The organism is Polaromonas sp. P3_B1 (assembly GCF_056402935.1).
Genome location: NZ_JBFUGK010000014.1, coordinates 1 through 17,637 on the forward strand (window position 1 = coordinate 1; position 17,637 = coordinate 17,637).

Annotated in this window: 16 protein-coding genes; 5 read left to right on the top strand and 11 right to left on the bottom strand. The window is 63.0% G+C overall.

The window, feature by feature from the left end:
* Positions 1 to 482: 482 nt before the first annotated feature.
* The 4 genes from AC1DXS_RS10025 to AC1DXS_RS10040 all read right to left on the bottom strand — a co-directional run bounded on the left by AC1DXS_RS10025 (position 483) and on the right by AC1DXS_RS10040 (position 3,973).
* A complete protein-coding gene (locus tag AC1DXS_RS10025) occupies positions 483 to 1,256 on the bottom strand; it encodes a tetratricopeptide repeat protein (RefSeq protein WP_477737362.1) in 774 nt (257 codons plus the stop codon).
* A gap of 58 nt (positions 1,257 to 1,314) precedes the next feature.
* On the bottom strand, positions 1,315 to 1,974 hold the full coding sequence (locus AC1DXS_RS10030; RefSeq protein WP_477737363.1) for a TetR/AcrR family transcriptional regulator: 660 nt from the start codon (positions 1,972 to 1,974) through the stop codon (positions 1,315 to 1,317).
* 106 nt (positions 1,975 to 2,080) lie between these two features.
* Complete coding sequence (locus tag AC1DXS_RS10035) at positions 2,081 to 3,364, bottom strand: patatin-like phospholipase family protein (RefSeq protein WP_477737364.1); 1,284 nt, start codon at positions 3,362 to 3,364, stop codon at positions 2,081 to 2,083.
* A 111-nt stretch (positions 3,365 to 3,475) separates the two neighbouring features.
* Positions 3,476 to 3,973: a phasin family protein gene (locus AC1DXS_RS10040; RefSeq protein ID WP_477737365.1), complete on the bottom strand. Its 498-nt coding sequence runs from the start codon at positions 3,971 to 3,973 to the stop codon at positions 3,476 to 3,478.
* Positions 3,974 to 4,188: 215 nt separating this feature from the next.
* On the opposite strand from AC1DXS_RS10040, the gene AC1DXS_RS10045 reads away from it, so the two are divergent.
* The 5 genes from AC1DXS_RS10045 (at position 4,189) to rfbC (ending at position 9,691) form a co-directional block, all read left to right on the top strand.
* Positions 4,189 to 6,174 carry an SDR family oxidoreductase gene (locus AC1DXS_RS10045; RefSeq protein WP_477737366.1) on the top strand — a complete coding sequence of 662 codons (1,986 nt, stop codon included), beginning with the start codon at positions 4,189 to 4,191 and terminating at the stop codon, positions 6,172 to 6,174.
* 107 nt (positions 6,175 to 6,281) lie between these two features.
* Positions 6,282 to 7,346 (top strand): dTDP-glucose 4,6-dehydratase, encoded by a 1,065-nt coding sequence (rfbB, locus tag AC1DXS_RS10050; RefSeq protein WP_477737367.1) that lies wholly within the window; start codon positions 6,282 to 6,284, stop codon positions 7,344 to 7,346.
* A gap of 6 nt (positions 7,347 to 7,352) precedes the next feature.
* Positions 7,353 to 8,249, top strand: coding sequence for a dTDP-4-dehydrorhamnose reductase (gene rfbD / locus AC1DXS_RS10055; RefSeq protein WP_477737368.1), 897 nt, complete (start codon positions 7,353 to 7,355; stop codon positions 8,247 to 8,249).
* Between the two features lie 9 nt (positions 8,250 to 8,258).
* Complete coding sequence (gene rfbA / locus AC1DXS_RS10060; RefSeq protein ID WP_477737369.1) at positions 8,259 to 9,146, top strand: glucose-1-phosphate thymidylyltransferase RfbA; 888 nt, start codon at positions 8,259 to 8,261, stop codon at positions 9,144 to 9,146.
* Positions 9,143 to 9,691: a dTDP-4-dehydrorhamnose 3,5-epimerase gene (rfbC, locus tag AC1DXS_RS10065; RefSeq protein ID WP_477737370.1), complete on the top strand. Its 549-nt coding sequence runs from the start codon at positions 9,143 to 9,145 to the stop codon at positions 9,689 to 9,691. Before rfbA ends, rfbC begins: the two co-directional genes overlap by 4 nt.
* A gap of 15 nt (positions 9,692 to 9,706) precedes the next feature.
* On the opposite strand, the gene AC1DXS_RS10070 is transcribed toward rfbC, so the two are convergent.
* The 7 genes from AC1DXS_RS10070 to AC1DXS_RS10100 all read right to left on the bottom strand — a co-directional run bounded on the left by AC1DXS_RS10070 (position 9,707) and on the right by AC1DXS_RS10100 (position 17,635).
* Positions 9,707 to 11,662 (bottom strand): polysaccharide biosynthesis protein, encoded by a 1,956-nt coding sequence (locus AC1DXS_RS10070; protein WP_477737371.1) that lies wholly within the window; start codon positions 11,660 to 11,662, stop codon positions 9,707 to 9,709.
* 30 nt (positions 11,663 to 11,692) lie between these two features.
* Complete coding sequence (locus AC1DXS_RS10075) at positions 11,693 to 12,253, bottom strand: sugar transferase (protein WP_477737464.1); 561 nt, start codon at positions 12,251 to 12,253, stop codon at positions 11,693 to 11,695.
* Between the two features lie 300 nt (positions 12,254 to 12,553).
* Positions 12,554 to 14,020, bottom strand: a complete 1,467-nt coding sequence (locus AC1DXS_RS10080; RefSeq protein WP_477737372.1) for an aminotransferase class I/II-fold pyridoxal phosphate-dependent enzyme — start codon at positions 14,018 to 14,020, stop codon at positions 12,554 to 12,556.
* A 1-nt stretch (position 14,021) separates the two neighbouring features.
* Entirely contained in the window at positions 14,022 to 14,654 is a 633-nt protein-coding gene (locus tag AC1DXS_RS10085; RefSeq protein ID WP_477737373.1) for a NeuD/PglB/VioB family sugar acetyltransferase, read from the bottom strand.
* On the bottom strand, positions 14,644 to 15,777 hold the full coding sequence (neuC, locus tag AC1DXS_RS10090; RefSeq protein ID WP_477737374.1) for a UDP-N-acetylglucosamine 2-epimerase: 1,134 nt from the start codon (positions 15,775 to 15,777) through the stop codon (positions 14,644 to 14,646). Before neuC ends, AC1DXS_RS10085 begins: the two co-directional genes overlap by 11 nt.
* Positions 15,774 to 16,805 (bottom strand): N-acetylneuraminate synthase, encoded by a 1,032-nt coding sequence (neuB, locus tag AC1DXS_RS10095; RefSeq protein WP_477737375.1) that lies wholly within the window; start codon positions 16,803 to 16,805, stop codon positions 15,774 to 15,776. Before neuB ends, neuC begins: the two co-directional genes overlap by 4 nt.
* 11 nt (positions 16,806 to 16,816) lie before the next feature.
* Positions 16,817 to 17,635, bottom strand: a complete 819-nt coding sequence (locus AC1DXS_RS10100; protein ID WP_477737376.1) for an SDR family oxidoreductase — start codon at positions 17,633 to 17,635, stop codon at positions 16,817 to 16,819.
* Between the last annotated feature and the right edge of the window lie 2 nt (positions 17,636 to 17,637).

Genomic DNA, 17,637 nt, shown 5'->3' on the forward strand with positions numbered 1-17,637 from the left:
GCGATGCTCGGTCCAGCCGGGGTCAAAAACAACTCGCCTTCGGCTCAAACAAGTTTTTGCCCTGATCCGTCTGGCCCTCCGCTCCTCGGCGCATCCACAAGGGGCAATCGGGAGCGGGATCGGGAACCGAAGACAGAAATACCAGGAAGACAAATACCAACAAGGACACGCCACGGCGTGTCCTTGTTTCTTCAGGTATTTGGATGTTTGGTATTCCTTCCCCACCCCTTGTGGATGCGCCGAGGAGCGCAGGTTCAGGCGGATCAGGGATCGCGTTGTTTGAGCGAAGCGAGTTTAGCGAGACCCCGCCTGAACCGAGCACCGCAGGTTGCCCGTAGCGAAGCGGAGGGACGCAGACACCAGGGGCGCCTTTTCTTTTGCTTACTTTTCTTTTGGCGAAGCAAAAGAAAAGTGAGTTGCCGCCGGGCAACCCCCGGCCAGCAGGTCCCAGCAGGGGACGCGTCGCCGGCGCAAGACCCGGCTTAGTCTTCGAGCTCAGCCTTGGCCATCTCCACATCCAACCTCTCCGTCGCATCCAGCGCCTTGCTGGCCGCGGCCTGCTCATAGAGCTTGGTGGCTTCCTTCATCTTTTTGTCGCCTTCGAGCATGACCATGCCGTTGGCGTACTCGATCATGCCGATGGCTGAGCCGGGGTGGAGTTTCAGGGCGTCTTTGTACAAAGACAGGCCCACATCCTTCTTGGCGCCGTAGGTCATGCCGCCTATCAGCGAGCCGACCTTGTCGATGACCTCGGCGTGGAAGGCGGCCAGCGCGATGTGGGCGTCGGCGTGTTTGGGCGAGAGCTTGATGGCCTGCTCCAGTGAGTTCTTCACCTTGGTGCCCAGGCCCTGGGCCAGGGCTTTGGCGACGCTGATGCCCTGGCTGTAGCGGCCCAGGGCGTAAGCCTGCCAGTACCAGGCGTTGGCATTTTTCGGGTCCTCTTTTTGCTGGGCTTCGGCGCGGGCAGCGACTTCCATGAAGAGGTCGAGCTTGGTTTTTTCCTTGGTTTCCAGGTAAGTGGCGTACATGCTGGCGGCCTTGTTGGCCACCGTGAGGCCGTCGCCGCCGGTTTTCAGGCCGGCGTCATACGCCTTCTGGAATTCGCCGTTGTGAAACAGAACCCAGGCTTGCAGCACATTCGCGTCCTTGGGCAGGGGCTCGCAGTCGCCCTGGTGCAAGCGGGCCCAGCTTTTTTTCACGCTGGCGGCATCGAATGTGTAGTCGCCGGCATGGGGGAAGGCAGTCCATTTGGCCATGTGTCTTGTCTCCTGGTAAAAATTGTTGGTGTTATCGATGAGGTTTGAGGGAGGGCACTCAAGCCGGGTTGCTGTACGCGCCTACCAGGGCCTGCAGGTGCGCGCGCTGGCTTTGCTCGAGGTAGGGGATCAGCAGGTTGAGCACATGGTGCGCGCCGCGCAGCAGTGCGGCCTGGGCGTTGGCCGGCTCCAGCGCGTTGCGCGGGTCGCGCACGTATTCGAAGCTGAGCCAGTAGGTGAGCACCACCACCATGCTGGTGGCGGTGGCCTCGACTTCGCGCGAATCAATCGTCATGGCGCCGGCGCGGCTCATGCCGTCGAGCAGGCCCTTGACGGCGCGCGTCTTGTTCTTGAGCACCCACTGGAAGTGGGTTTCCAGCCGGCGGTTCTTGCTCAGCAGGTCGTTGAGGTCGCGGTAGAGGAAGCGGTACTGCCAGATCAGCTCGAACAGCGTGTGCATGAAAAACCAGGCGTCCTCCACGTCGCGCACGCCGTCGCTGGCGTTGAGCAGCTCGCTCAGGGATTTTTCATAACGGTCGAACAGCGAGTTGATGAGCTCGTCTTTGGCGGGGTAGTGGTAGTAAAGGTTGCCGGGGCTGATGTTGAGCTCGGCGGAGATCAACGTGGTTGACACATTCGGCTCGCCAAAGCGGTTGAAGAGGTCTAGGGTGACCTCCAGGATCCGCTCTGCTGTACGGCGCGGCGCTTTTTTCGCCATAGTTGTCTACCTTGTATTGTTCTTTCACTTAACTCTAACCCAGCGCTTGCCGTCGCGAAACTAGGGAAGTCCGCAAAACCTCGGGCCGCCCAGGAGAACCTTTGGGTTATGCCGGGACCGCCGTGCGGGAAGTTGACTGCAGCGCGTGGCTCAAATCCTCCATCACCTCCTCCAGCGAGGCGATGGCGCGGCCCACGCGGGTGGCGGCCGGCCTGGCGGCCACCAGGTGGCGCCTGGGGTCTTCCAAAGCGTCCAGGTTCAGGCCCACGCCATGCCGCGCGAGCTTGGCCGTCAGCGTGGTCTTGCGTGAGCGCAGCATCTGCCGGGTCTTCTGGTAAGCGTGTTCGGCGATTTCGCGGCGCTGCCGGTAGCTGAAGGTATTGGCCAGGAACATCTCGGCATCGCGGTGGTCGGGCTCCAGCAGCACGATGTCGGTGTCGGGGTAGGCGTGCTCATAGTGTTTCATGCCCAGCTCCAGCCGGGAGTGGATCATGGAGCGGAAGGTCTGGCTCATCACCGCGGGCAGGCCGCCGCTGACGATGCGCGGAATGGCCTGTTTCTCGGCGGGCAGGCCGCGGCGCATGACGCGCTGGTCCATGGCCAGCCGGGGGGCGCGCGTGGAATTGAAGGGCACCAGCGGGTTCAGGCAGAACATCAGGTCCACGCCTTCGTCCATGGCCACGCCGGCGTGCATGGTCTTTTTGAGGGCGCCGTCCACGTAGTAGTGGTTGTCGATCTCCACGGGCGGAAAGAGACCGGGCAATGCCGAGCTGGCCTGCACGGCTTTGGAAATCGGTACGTGGTCCCAGCCGGGACGGCCGAAGGGCGCGGCATCGCCACTGTCCAGGTTGGTTGCCACCAGCGTCAGCCTGGTGCGTAGCTGGCGGAAGTCGTTGGTGCGCCCGGGTTTGGAAAACAGCTTTTCGAGCTGCTTGTCGACCTCATCATTGGCAAAGATGCCGGTGGGCAAGGCCGGCCCCAGCGCTTCCAGCGCGTGGACCAAAGACTTGCGCCCAAAGGTGGCGCGCCATACGGCCGACGCGGCCAGGCCGGGCAGCGCAATGCCGCGCCGCAGGAACTCCCCATAAGCCGGCACCATCAGCCAGGCCGGATCAAACACCTCCGAGGCCTGGTCGTCGTTTTCGATAAAGGCGGCGCAGAGTTCGCGCGGCGTCATGCCGTTGGCCAGGCCCGCCGCGATAAAGCCGCCGGCCGAGACGCCGACGTAATGGTGCAGTCCGGTGAAGGAAATGCCCTGCAGGGATTCATCGAGGGCGCATAAGGCCCCGATCTCATAGATGGCCCCCAGGGGACCGCCACCGGCAAGGGCCAAGGCAATGCGCGGCTGGCTGTTGGAGGGCTTGCTGTTGGAACGCTTGGCTGAAGTCATGAGAAGAAAGTGTAGACGGCGGTCGTGCCAATATTTGCTGCTATGCAGCAAAGCGCACAGGCGTAAAAAAAGGGACGATGTGTCCCTTTTTCTTGTGAGGCCTGCTGCGGCTTAAGCCGACTTGCGCGCGGCCGGGCGCTTGGCGGCGGGGGCCTTCTTGGCGGCAGGCTTTGCCGCGGTCTTGGTCGCAGGGGCTTTGCCGCTGAGCTTTTGCACATTGCGGTTGAGTTCGTCGATGCGCGCGATCAGTGCGTCCACGTCTTTGGCGGAAGGCACGCCGAGTTTGTTCAGGGCCTTGGCAACGCGGTCTTCAAAAATGTTTTCCAACTTGTCCCACTGGTGGCCGGCTTTGGACTGGATGTCGGTGGCCATGGTGGCCATCTTGTTGGTGGCTTCGGAGATCTTCTCTTCGGCAACGGCCTGGGTCTTGCGCTGGATGGACAGGCCTTCCTTGACCAGGGTTTCAAAGACTTTCCCGCCTTCTTCCTGTGCCTTGGAGAATGCGCCCAGGCCGGCCAGCCAGATTTGTTGTGCGGATTCTTTGACGGCGCCCGACAGCTGGGGGCCCGATTTTTTGTCGGCGCTCATTTTTTGCAGTTTCTTGACCATGATGGACTCCAGACAGTGAGGGTTGTGGATGTGCGCGGACAAGTATGCCGCATAGATCGGAAAATATAAGCCTTCCCCGCGGCGGTGTTTAGGTGCCCCGCTCTATGGAAAAGCAGGCTCCGCGCCGCTGAGCGCGGGTTTCTGCTGAATAGGGAGCCATGCGGTTTAAGCAAGAATCAGTTTTTTGGTCGACAGTTCAGCGGAGAAAACACAACATGCATTATTTCGTCACGGGGGCCACAGGCTTCATCGGCAAACGCCTGGTCAAGAAACTTCTGGAACGAAAAGGCACGACCGTTCATTTTCTGATCCGCAAGGAAAGCGCCGGCAAAGTGGCGGCACTGAGGGAATACTGGGGCGTGAGCGCGGCGCGGGCTGTCGCCATCCATGGTGACCTGACGAGCAAAAAACTGGGCGTGAGCAGCGAGGACATCAAGAAACTCAAGGGCCAGGTCGGGCATTTTTACCACCTGGCCGCCGTTTATGACCTGGGCGCCGACGAGCAAAGCCAGATCGCCGTCAACATCGAGGGCACGCGCAGCGCGGTGGAATTCGCCAAGGCCATCGACGCCGGACACTTCCACCACGTGAGCTCCATTGCCGCGGCGGGCCTCTATGAAGGCGTGTTCCGCGAGGACATGTTCGAGGAAGCCGAGAACTACGACCATCCCTATTTCATGACCAAGCACGAGAGCGAAAAAATCGTGCGCAAGGAATGCAAGGTGCCCTGGACGGTGTTTCGCCCCGCCATGGTGGTCGGCGACAGCACCACCGGCGAGATGGACAAGATCGACGGCCCTTACTACTTCTTCAAGCTGATCCAGCGCATGCGCCAGTTGCTGCCGCCCTGGATGCCGGCCGTGGGGCTGGAAGGCGGGCGCATCAACATCGTCCCCGTCGATTTTGTCGTCAACGCGCTGGACCACATCAGCCACAAGACCGGCATCGCCAAGAAGTGTTTCCACCTGGTGGACCCGGTGGGCTACCGCGTCGGCGACGTGCTGGACATCTTCAGCCGCGCGGCCCACGCGCCCAAGATGAACCTGTTCATCAACGCCGCCCTGCTGGGCTTTATCCCGCGCGGCGTCAAGAAGAGCCTGATGGCGCTGGCGCCGGTGCGACGCGTGCGCAACGCGGTCATGGCCGACCTGGGCCTGCCCGAGGACATGCTGACTTTCGTCAATTACCCCACGCGCTTCGACTGCCGCGAAACCATGGCCGCGCTCAAGGGCGCGAGCATTGAATGCCCCAATCTCAAGGACTACGCCTGGCGCCTGTGGGACTACTGGGAGCGTCATCTTGACCCCGACCTGCACATTGACCGCTCGCTGCGCGGCACGGTGGGCGGCAAGGTGGTGCTGGTCACCGGCGGCTCGTCCGGCATAGGCCTGGCCGCGGCGCACAAGTTCGCCGAAGCCGGGGCGACCACCATCATCTGCGGGCGCGACCAGGACAAGCTCGACGAAGCCTGCAAGGAAGCCAAGGCCAAGGGCTACGCCTTCGTGGCCTACCCGGCCGACATCGCCGACATGGCCGATTGCGACCGCTTCCTCAAGCTCCTGATCGCCAACCACGGTGGCGTCGATTTCCTCATCAACAACGCCGGCCGCTCCATCCGCCGCGCGATCGAGGCCAGCTACGACCGCTTCCACGATTACGAGCGCACCATGCAGCTCAATTACTTCGGCTGCCTGCGCGTGACCATGGGGCTGCTGCCCGGCATGGCGGCCAAGCGCAAGGGCCATGTGGTCAACATCAGCTCCATCGGTGTGCTGACCAACGCGCCGCGCTTTTCAGCCTATGTGGCTTCCAAGGCCGCGCTGGATGCCTGGACGCGCTGCGCCTCGAGCGAGTTCGCCGACGTCGGCATCAGCTTCACCACCATCAACATGCCGCTGGTGCGCACGCCCATGATCGCGCCCACCAACCTGTACAACAACGTGCCGACGCTGTCTCCGGAAGAAGCCGCCGACATGATCGCGCAGGCCTGCATCTTCAAGCCGGTGCGCGTGGCCACGCGCCTGGGCATTGCCGGCCAGCTGATGCACGCGCTGGTGCCGCGCATCGCGCAGATCGCCATGAACACCAGCTTCCGCATGTTCCCCGATTCGTCCGCCGCCAAGGGCGAGAAGGGCGCCAAGCCGCAGCTGTCCGCCGAGGCCGTGGCCATGCAGCAGATGATGCGCGGGATTCATTTCTAGCCGGTGCCGCGGCGGCCGCCGGCCGCCTTTCCCGGCCTTCCGGCTCCGGGGCCAGGGGCATAATGTGAGCCGGTGCCGCACTGCAGCGGCGCATGGAAGGTGCGCTCATGATTTTGGTTACGGGGGGAGCCGGGTTTATCGGCGCCAATTTTGTCCTTGACTGGCTGGCCGGCAGCGACGAGCCGGTCGTCAACCTGGACAAGCTCACCTACGCCGGCAATATGGAGACCCTGGCGCCCCTGAAGGCCGATCCGCGGCACATTTTTGTACGGGGCGATATCGGCGACAGCGCCCTGCTCGCGCAGTTGCTGGCCACGCACAAGCCGCGCGCCATCGTCCATTTCGCGGCCGAGTCGCACGTGGACCGTTCCATCTCCGACCCCGAAGCCTTCATACAGACCAACATCGTGGGCACCTTTCGCCTGCTGGAGGCTGCGCGCCAGTACTGGTCCGGCCTGCCGGCTGGTGAGAAAGCGGCATTCCGCTTCCTGCAGGTCTCCACGGACGAGGTTTACGGTTCGCTCAAGCCGGCCGACCCCGCCTTCAGCGAAAACAACCGCTACGAGCCGAACAGCCCGTATTCGGCCAGCAAGGCGGCCAGCGACCACCTGACCCGGGCCTACCACCATACCTACGGCCTGCCGGTGCTCACCACCAACTGCTCCAACAATTACGGCCCCTACCATTTCCCCGAAAAACTGATCCCGCTCATGATCGTCAACGCCCTGGCCGGCAAGCCGCTGCCGGTGTACGGCGACGGCCAGCAGGTGCGCGACTGGCTGTACGTCAAGGATCATTGCAGCGGCATACGCCGCGTGCTCGAAGCCGGCAAGCCCGGTGAGACCTACAACATAGGCGGCAACAACGAGAAACCGAACATCGACATCGTCCATGCGGTGTGCGCCCTGCTCGACGAGCTGCGCCCGCGTGCCAAGGGCAGCTACCGCGAACAGGTGGCCTTCATCAAGGACAGGCCCGGCCATGACCGCCGCTATGCGATCGATGCCCGCAAGATGACCCAGGAACTGGGATGGACGCCCGCCGAAACTTTTGAGACCGGCATCCGCAAGACCGTGCAGTGGTACCTCGATAACCCTGATTGGGTCACGCATGTGCAAAGCGGCGCCTACCGCGACTGGGTTGAGGCCCAGTACGCGGCGGCCGCGGCCTGAGCGCGCATGAAGGTACTGCTTTTCGGCAAGAACGGCCAGGTCGGCTGGGAATTACAGCGCAGCCTGGCGCCGCTCGGTGAACTGGTTGCGCTGGACCGCCACAGCACGGATTTCTGCGGTGACCTCGCCAATCTGGACGGCATCCGCGAGACGGTGCGCCAGGTCCGGCCTGACGCCATCGTCAATGCGGCCGCCTACACCGCGGTCGACAAGGCCGAAAGCGATGCCGCGACCGCGCATGCGATCAATGCCGAGGCCCCTGGCGTGCTGGCCGAGGCGGCCGGCGCCGCCGGCGCATGGCTGCTGCACTACTCGACCGACTATGTGTTTGACGGCAGCGGCAGCAAGCCCTGGGAAGAAGCCGACCCGACCGGCCCGCTCAGCGTGTACGGCCGTACCAAGCTCGAAGGCGAGCAGCGCATCGCGGTCCGGTGTGCCCAACACCTGATTCTGCGCACCAGCTGGGTCTATGCGGCGCGGGGCGGCAACTTCGCCAAAACCATGCTGCGCCTGGCCGCGGAGCGCGATCGCCTGACAGTGGTCAACGACCAGTTCGGCGCGCCGACGGGGGCCGACCTGCTGGCCGACGTCACGGCCCACATGCTGCGCAGCTCGCTTGCCGGTCCCGCGGCTGCCTTTGCGGGCACTTACCACGTGGCGGCCACGGGCGAGACTTCGTGGCATGGTTACGCGCGCTTTGTCCTCGAATGCGCCGCGAAAGGCGGCAAGGTGCTCAGGGCGTCGGCGGACACCGTGGACCCGGTCCCTGCCTCGGCCTTCCCGACGCCGGCGGTGCGCCCGCATAATTCGCGCATGAACACCGCCAAACTTCGTGCCGCCTTTGGCCTGCAGCTTCCGTCATGGGAGCAGGGCGTGGCCCGTATGCTGGCGGAAATTACCTGATCGCAACATATGACTCAACGCAAAGGCATCATCCTGGCCGGCGGCTCCGGCACCCGACTGCACCCGGCCACATTGGCCATCAGCAAACAACTGCTGCCGGTGTATGACAAGCCCATGGTGTACTACCCCCTCAGCACGCTGATGATCGCCGGCATTCGCGAAGTGCTGATCATCAGCACGCCGCAGGACACGCCGCGTTTCGAGCAGCTGTTGGGGGACGGCTCGCAATGGGGCATGAATCTCCAATATGCCGTGCAGCCCAGCCCCGACGGCTTGGCCCAGGCCTTCATCATCGGGGAGAAATTCCTGAACGGCGCGCCCAGCGCCCTGGTGCTCGGCGACAACATTTTTTACGGCCATGACCTGCACAGGCTTCTGAGCGAAGCGGATGCGGAACCGTCGGGAGCGACGGTGTTTGCCTATCACGTGAAGGATCCCGAGCGCTATGGCGTCGTGGCGTTTGATGCCGACGGACAAGCCCGAAGCATTGAGGAAAAACCGGCCGCGCCGAAAAGCAACTACGCCGTCACAGGCTTGTATTTTTACGATGCGCAAGTGGTGGAGATCGCCAAGTCGATCAAGCCGAGCGCCCGCGGCGAGCTTGAAATTACCACCGTCAATCAGCGCTACCTTGAGCGGAACCAGTTGAAAGTGCAGATCATGCAGCGGGGCTATGCCTGGCTGGACACCGGCACCCACGACAGCCTGCTGGATGCCAGCCAGTTCATCGCGACCCTGGAGCATCGCCAGGGGCTCAAGATCGCCTGCCCCGAGGAGATTTCCTGGCGCAACGGCTTTATCGGTGACGACCAGTTGCGCAAACTTGCCGAGCCGCTTGCAAAAAGCGGCTACGGCCAATACCTGCAGCATCTTCTGAAAGAGAACGGCCGCACATGAAGATCACGCCCACGGCCATTGCCGACGTGCTGATCATCGAACCCAAGGTTTTCGGCGATTCGCGAGGATTTTTCCTGGAAAGTTTCAACCAGCGCGCATTCAATGCCGCGACCGGCACTGACTTCAATTTCGTCCAGGATAACCACAGCAGGTCGGCAAAAAATGTGCTGCGCGGCTTGCACTACCAGGTGGGCCAGCCGCAAGGCAAGCTGGTGCGGGTCGTGCGGGGCGCTGTCTTCGATGTGGCCGTTGACATCCGTCCGGCCTCGCCGACTTTTGGCGCGTGGTTTGGCCTGGAACTCAACGAGACAAATCACCGCCAGCTTTGGGTGCCCCCCGGTCTGGCGCATGGCTTTCTGGTGTTGAGCGAGAGCGCGGAATTCCTGTACAAAACCACCGACTATTACGCACCCGAGCAGGAGCGCTGCATCGTGTGGGATGACCCTACCCTGGGGATCACCTGGCCCCTGGAGGGCGGCTCACCCCTGCTGTCGGCCAAGGACGCCGCGGGGCTGAGTTTTAAAGCTGCGGTATCCGCGCCCTGAGGTGCGAACAACTTCTTAAAGGCTCGCCAGGCCGACGAGGTCGCTGTCCTGAGAGTCGGGCGTGAACCCGCTGACGTGCTTGAGCAGCAATGTCCGCAAGGCGGCTGTGTCGTTGGCTTTCACGGCTTGCTTGAGCAGTTCCAGGTCACCCCGGAAATCCACCCAGGGAACGAACTCCTCACGCGCCTTCAGGATGCGCGGGTGAACCGTCGCGACGGGGTTGTCGCCGATCAGCAGCTCTTCATACAGTTTCTCGCCGGGACGCAGGCCGGTGACTTCGATGGCGATGTCGCCGTCGGGGCGGTTTTCGTCGCGGACTGTGAAACCCGACAGCTTCACCATGCGGCGAGCCAGGTCGATGATGCGCACGGGTTGGCCCATGTCCAGCACATAGACTTCGCCGCCTTCGGCCATGGCGCCCGCCTGCAGCACCAACTGCGCGGCTTCCGGGATGGTCATGAAGTAACGCGTCACCTCGGCATGTGTCAGGGTGATGGGCCCGCCGGCTTCAATCTGCCGCCGAAAGAGCGGCACGACGCTGCCGCTGCTGCCCAGTACGTTGCCGAAGCGGACCATGGCAAACCGCGTGTGATTATTGACCGCCGGGGCTCCCGGGCCGAAGCTCGCAGCCGGCGTTGCCGAGAGCGCTTGCAGCACCATCTCGGCCAGGCGTTTGCTCGCGCCCATCACATTGGTAGGGCGCACGGCTTTGTCGGTGGAGACCAATACAAAATGGCTCACACCGGTTTCTATCGCGGCGCGTGCCGCGTTGAGCGTTCCCAGCACGTTATTGGCAACGCCCTCGGCGGGATTGTGTTCCACCAGCGGCACATGCTTGTAGGCGGCCGCGTGATAAACCGTGTGCGGCTGGTAGGCCCGGCAGATTTCCAGCATGCGGCCGTAGTCGCGGACATTGGCCAGCAAGGGCGCGAGCTCTATGGTGACGCCCTCCCGGTCCGCGATGCGTTGGCACAGATTCTCGAGTTCCTGGTGGATGCTGTAGAGCCCAAACTCGCTGTGTTCGACAAGAATCAGCCGCGCGGGTTTTTCCTGGAGGATCTGGCGGCACAATTCGCTCCCGATGCTGCCCGCTGCGCCTGTGACGAGCACAACCTTGCCGAAGAGGTTGCGGGCAAGCAGGGCCCGGTCGGGCGGCACTGCATCCCGCCCGAGCAAGTCTTCAACGTCGAGATCCTTGATGTCGGCCAGCGCTACGCGGCCCTGGGCCAGGTCGGTAAGGCCCGGCAGGGAGCGAACGTGGACCGGTAGCGGCTGCAGTTCGTTGAGTATCTCGTTGCGGCGTGTGCGGGTGATGGACGGCAGGGCCAGCAATATGTCGGTGATGCCGTGGGCATTCACAATGGTGTTCAGGTTTGCCGGTGCGTAAACCGGAACGCGGTTGATGGTCAGCCCTTGCAAGGAAGGGCTGTCATCCACAAACCCCAGCAGCTTGAACTCGTGCGAGGTCGCGATGGCGTTGGCGATTTGAACGCCGGCGGATCCCGCGCCGTAGATCAGCAGGCGGCTCACAGGCGTGCTGCGGCGCTGGCCTGCTGAAAGGCTGCTGAGCCACTGCCGCGCCGCGGCTCGGCTTGCCCCCACCATGACCATCAGGATCAGGGGCTGCAACAGCCCGATGGAGCGCGGCACGTCCGGCCACCCGGCGACCATGAGCACGCCGAAGAACAAGACGGCATACAGCGATACGGCGGCGGCCAAGGCCCGCAATGCGGCCATGCCGCTGTGGCGAAACACCGCGCGGTAAAGGCCATTGCGCCAGAAAATCGGCGCCGCCAGCAGCGGGGCGAGCGCATAGGGCCACCATTGATGCGGGCTGAAGGGCCAGTGCAACGCGTCCAGGCGCAATGAGTACGCGGCCCACACCGCAACGACGCCCATCACCGCATCGGCGGCCAGCACCACCATCTGCTTGACGCGCCGCGGCTGGCTCAGAAGTTTGTTTCTTATCATGAGATCTGGTATCAAGGATGGAGCGCCGCTTTAGTGCGAGACACCTTCGCGGCGAAGCACTTTCACGGCTGTGAGCCACAGTATGCGGACATCGAGCCAAAGCGACCGGCGGCGCAGGTAGTCCGCATCCAGCGCGACCTTTTCGGGAATTGGCAGCTCGTCGCGGCCGTTGATTTGGGCCCAGCCCGTGAGCCCCGGTACCAGTGCGTCTACCCCCTGCGCGGTGCGCAGGGCAATCAGGTCGTTCTGGTTGAACAGCGCCGGCCGCGGTCCGACGAAACTCATGTCGCCGGTGAGAATGCTCCACAGCTGCGGCAGCTCATCGAGGCTGCTCTTGCGTAAAAAGGGGCCGATCGGAGTCAGGTGCGCTTGCGGGTTCGCCAGCAAATGTGTGGCGACGGCGGGTGTTCCCACCCGCATGCTGCGGAACTTGGGCATCCGGAATATCTTGTTGTGGCGGCCGACGCGATCAGACCAGTACAGGGCCGGGCCCGGCGACGTGAGGCGAACAAGGGCCGCCACCACCAGAATAGGCAAGGCCAGAATGCAAGCCAGGAATATGGCAAACGCCAGGTCAAACACTCGCTTCAAGAAAAACATCCAAAAAAGTTCTGCACGAAGCCGTTTTTTCGATGAGTGCTCATCTCCCGTCAGGGGGCTTGCGGGCGTTAAAGACTCCTCGCGCCTCGAATACCCCGGCGGGCGTGTTGTGCGCCCGTCCTGCGAAGCCGCTGAAGGATTATCGGCGAAAAGTCCCTCTCTCAACGCGTGCCCAGCCGGTTGCTCTTGCCTCGAGCGCGCCGTTCACCATTCACCGTGCATGGCTGCGCGTATTCCGGGCCGGGGAGTTGCCCGCGCACCATCGGTGCCCCCCGGGTGGCGATCGCCCGGTCAGCGCAGGATTTTCCGGACCGTCTCGACAATGCGCGCGATCTGCGATTCGCTCATGTTCGAGCCGGAAGGCAGGCAGATGCCATGTGCGAACAGGCGATCCGAAACGGATTTTTCCGGCTCCGGAAAGTAGCGGCAATGAGCGAACACCGGCTGCAGGTGCATGGGCTTCCACAAGGGACGCGCTTCAATCAGTTCACCGGCCAGGCGTTTGGTGAGTTCCTGGCTGTTGATGCCGACGGAGGGGTCGATGACACAGGCGGTCAGCCAGTGGGTGGAGTAGCTCCATTCCGGCTCGGGCATCCACTGGATCTCGGAGACTCCTGCGAAAGCGTTCTTGTAGGCGTCAAACACCGCCCGGCGCGCCGCAACGCGCTCGCCCAGCACCTTGAGCTGCCCGCGCCCGATGCCGGCGAGAATATTGCTCATGCGGTAGTTGTAGCCGATATGGCTGTGTTGATAGTGCGGCGCGGGGTCACGGGCCTGGGTGGCCAGGAAGCGGGCTTTCGCGATGAGGTCCTTGTCGTCGGAGACCAGCATGCCGCCCCCCGAGGTTGTGATGATCTTGTTGCCGTTGAACGAGTAGACACCGAGCTTGCCAAAACTGCCGCTGGCCCTGCCTTTGTAGCGTGCGCCCAGCGATTCGGCCGCATCTTCGAGCACCGGCACGTTGTGCGCGTTGCAAATATCGATCAGGCGGTCCATATCGGCGCTTTGGCCATACAGGTTCACCACGATGACCGCTTTGGGCATCCAGCCCTCGCGCCTGGCCGCATCGAATGCGCTTTCAAGCGCCGCCGGAGACATGTTCCAGCTTTCCTCGTCGGAGTCAATGAAGACGGGCTCCGCGCCCTGGTAAACGATGGGGTTGGCGCTTGCCGAGAAAGTCAGGGTGGAACAAAAGACCTTGTCGCCCTTTTCCACGCCCAGCAGGATGAGCCCCAGATGGATCGCTGCAGTGCCCGATGACAACGCGGCCCCGTACTTGACGCCTACCAGTTCGGCCAGCTCCTGCTCAAATCCGTCGACGTTGGGCCCCAGCGGGGCGATCCAGTTGGTGCGGAAGGCCTCTTCCACAAACTCCATTTCCGCGCTTCCCATGTGAGGCGTTGAAAGCAGGATCTGCTCGTCGATCACCTTGCGATCCAGTATTTCGACCACCCTGCCGGAGTCGTCCACCACGGGAAGGTGGTTGATGCCATGGCGGTTCATCAGGTCGAGCGCCTCGCGCCTTGAGGCCCGTGTGTTGATCACTTGCGACTGGATGGACGGCAGCGAGGCTATGGTGTCCTCCAGCTGTGCACCGGCGAGCACCAGACGGCGCAGGTCGCCGTCGGTGACGGTCCGCTCAAACACGCCGTTCTTGTCGATCAGCAGCAATATGCCCAGGCCGGCCTGGTCGAGTGTTGACAGGGCCTGACGCAGTTTGGCTTCACGCGTGATAGACACATTCTGGATATTCGCCACCTCAGCTCCTAGCCGTATTGCGGGCCGGAACTCCGACCCATGTTTCACCCGCACCGACGTTCGCGGTGACCACCGCGCCGGCGCCTATTACCGCGTTGTCGCCGACGCGCAGGCCCGGCAATATTTTTGCGCCCGCACCGACCAGCACACCCGAGCCCACCACGACGCCGCCGCTGAGGGCCGCGCTGGGTGCGATGTGCGAAAAGTCGCCTACCTCGCAGTCGTGATCGACCACCGCGCCATGATTGATGATAACGCCGTGCCCGAGCGCCGCGTCGGCCGCCACCACGGCCTGCGCCGCCACGAATGAACCGTCCCCGATGCGCGCGAAGCGCGAAACGCTGGATGCCTCGTGGACGATGGACAGCGCGGTGGCCTTCATGTCGGCCAGGGCCGCGAAGAGCCGCTGGCGCGCCTGGTTGTTTCCAATGGCGAGGTGAAAAAACTGGCCTTCCATCTCCGCGGCGATTGCCGGTACCTCGATGGGGTAGCCCAAAAGCTGCCGCCCTTGCAGCTGCTGCGCGCCGTCCCGGACGCGGACATCGTACGCGAGGGTATCGGACGAGAGCAGCGCATCCAGCACGACCTTTCCGTGCCCGCCCGCGCCGACCAGGTAGAGTAATTTAGTAGGCATTCGATTTCATCATGACGGATGAGTCGAGAGGGAGGGTCTCGATGAGCCGGGCAATGCGTTCAACGGTGTGCCCGTCCCCGTAAATATTGCGGCGGTCGTACCTGCCGTGGCGCAGGGCCTGCTCCACGGCTTTTCCAATGGCTGCGGGGTCGGTGGAAACGTCCGTGACGTTGGCGTTGCGTTCACGCAGGTTCTGCCGCGATCCGATATTGACGACAGGCGTGCCGAATGAGCCGGCCTCGATGATGCCCGCGCTCGAATTGCCAATCATCAAGTCGGCCGCGGCCATCCATGAAACGAACAACTCCCGGGGGAAATGTGTCACGACCCGGACGTCGCGACGGCCTGCGTGCGCTTCAAGGGCCGCGCGGATCTGGTCGCTGCCGGCGTCGGAGTTCGGCTTCAAGGCGACCAGCTGGAGTCCGCTCGCAAGCAGGGTGTCGATGATCCCGGCGGTCCCGGCGCCGGCGGCTTCCGCCTCTTGAACGACGGGGTGATACACCATCAAGGCCACCGGCCGGGCTGGGTCAAGCGCCGCCTCGCGCATGAGATCTTCCCGGCTGTGCAGCGCCAGGGCTTCTATGCCGTCCAGCCCGGGTGCTCCGGTCAGGTACACGTTGGCTGCCTGCTCGCCCATCCGCACGAGCCGGTCGCGTGATTCACTGGTCGACACAAAGTGAAAGTGCGAGAGCTTGGAAATTGCGTGGCGTATGGATTCGTCGATGGTGCCCGACCGCTCGCCACCGTGGATGTGCGCCACGGGAATGTTCAGGTGGACCGCCGAGATGGCGCCTGCGAGCATTTCACCCCGGTCACCCAAAACCAGAACCAGGTCCGGTTCGATCTCCAGGAAGGCATCAACGAAACCGGAGACCATTTTTCCGAGGTTTCGGGCCATCGTGGCGCCGGTCGCGCTGGTAAAGTCGACGTCGACAACGGCATTGACGGGCAAACCCGCGGCTTTGATATCGTCGGCGGTACTGCCGTATTTGTCCGAAAGGTGCATTCCGGTGACAACGATCGACAGCTCAAGGCTTTCTGAATCGCGAAGCGCTGCCAGGGTGCCGCGCATCAGGCCGAAGTCGGCTCTTGTGCCCGTGATGTAGCAAACCTTGCGTTTCATCGAAGGTCCGGCCAGTCGAGCGTGGTGCCGGCGTCGATGTCCCGCGCGGCCTGTTTGCCGAGTACTTTTGAAAGTTCGCCGGGCTTGATGCCGGTGCCGGGCCGCAACAGGACCAGGTCCTCGGCGGTGATGGCCTGGCCGGCACGAATGGGCCTGGCCGCTGTGACACTGCGCCGCACCAGTGCGCGAACCGGCAGCTCCGAAGCGGTAGGTTGTTTGATCGGGGAGCCCAGGGCGGCCTCGACGTCGCGAATCTGCCGGACCAATTGCCCGAGCTCCTCGGGCGACAAGGATGCTTTGTGGTCGGGTCCCGGCATTGAGCGGTCCAGCGTGAAGTGCTTTTCAATGACCGTCGCACCCATGGCCACCGCCGCCGTGGAAACCGCCAGTCCCAGGGTATGGTCGGAATAGCCGACGGGCACCGCGATATCGCGGGCGATGCTTTGCATGGCACGAAGATTCACGTCGCTGCATTCGGCCGGATAGTTGGACGTGCAATGCAGTATTGTGAGCATGCTTGCCAGGGGCTCCTTGAAGCCCTTGCTTTTGCGCGTGGCTTCAATCACCTCGACCGCGCGCTGGATTTCGTCCATGGACGCCATGCCGGTGGAGACAATCAATGGCACTCCCTTGGCGGCCAAAAAGGCCAGGAAGGGTTCGTTGGTGATTTCACCGGAGGGCACCTTGATGCGCTTCATGCCCAATGCCAGGAGGAAATCGGCGGCCGCCTCGTCAAAGGGCGTGGACATGAATTCGATGCCCACATCGGCGCAGCGCGAGAAGAGCGCGCGGTGCAATTCTTCGGACATCTCCAAGGCCTTCAGCATGGCGTGCTGGTTGCCGTCACCGGTCTCCCGCTTCTGGTATTCCGCTTTTTCAGCCCCGGGCGCGACAAGCTTGTCCGCCGAGAAGCTCTGGAACTTGACCGCATCTGCCCCACAGCGCGCCGCCGTATCCACCAGCTCCATCGCCAGTTTGGGGTCGCCGTTGTGGTTGACGCCCGCTTCCGCAATGATGAAAGTTTTCATGGGAGAGATATTCACCATGCCGTCCACCCTCCGTCGACCATCAGGTTCTGTCCGGTCACCCACGCCGAGAGGTCGCTGGCGAAATAAGCCATGGCGCCCTTGAAGTCTTCTTCGCGGCCCATTCGGCGCATGGGCGTTCGCTCGACGTAGCGCTCCTGGAAGGCCTCAGGCTGGTTTCGTGCGATTCCGCCGGGGCTGATGCAGTTCACGCGGATGTCCGGGGCCAGCACGGTGGAAAGCCAGCGCGTGATCTGGACAAGCCCCCCTTTGCTGGCCGCATACGCTGCGGGGTTTCCCATGGCGGTTCCCTGGTACAGCGCCAGGTCGGGCCCCACGACGCCATAGATGGAGCTCACATTGATGATGGAGCCCTTGCCGCTGGTCTTCAGCAGAGGAGAGAGGACCTGCGAGAGATGGAACGCAGCGGTGAGGTTGACCTCCACCGCGCGGCGCCATGTGCTGATTTCCTGTTCCTCGAAGGGGACGACCCAGCCGCTCAATGTGCTGTCACCCACAAAACCGGCGTTGTTGACGAGAATGTCGGCGCGCCCGAATTTCCGGGCCAGCCATGCCGAAACGTCTTTTCTCTCGTCTTCCGATTCAAGGTCGATCAGCAAGGGCTCGACGGGTTTGCCCCATTTGGCGCGCAACTGGCCGGCGGCCTTTTCCAGCGCTTCGGCATTGCGGTCCAGCAGGCATACCGAACAGCCTAATTCTGACAAGGCGGACGCCATGGCCTGGCCCAGGTGTCCTGCGCCGCCCGTGATGACGGCGACGCGGCCCGACAGGTCCATCAGGGTTGATATCGAGCGAGATTCTTCTTCTGCCATGG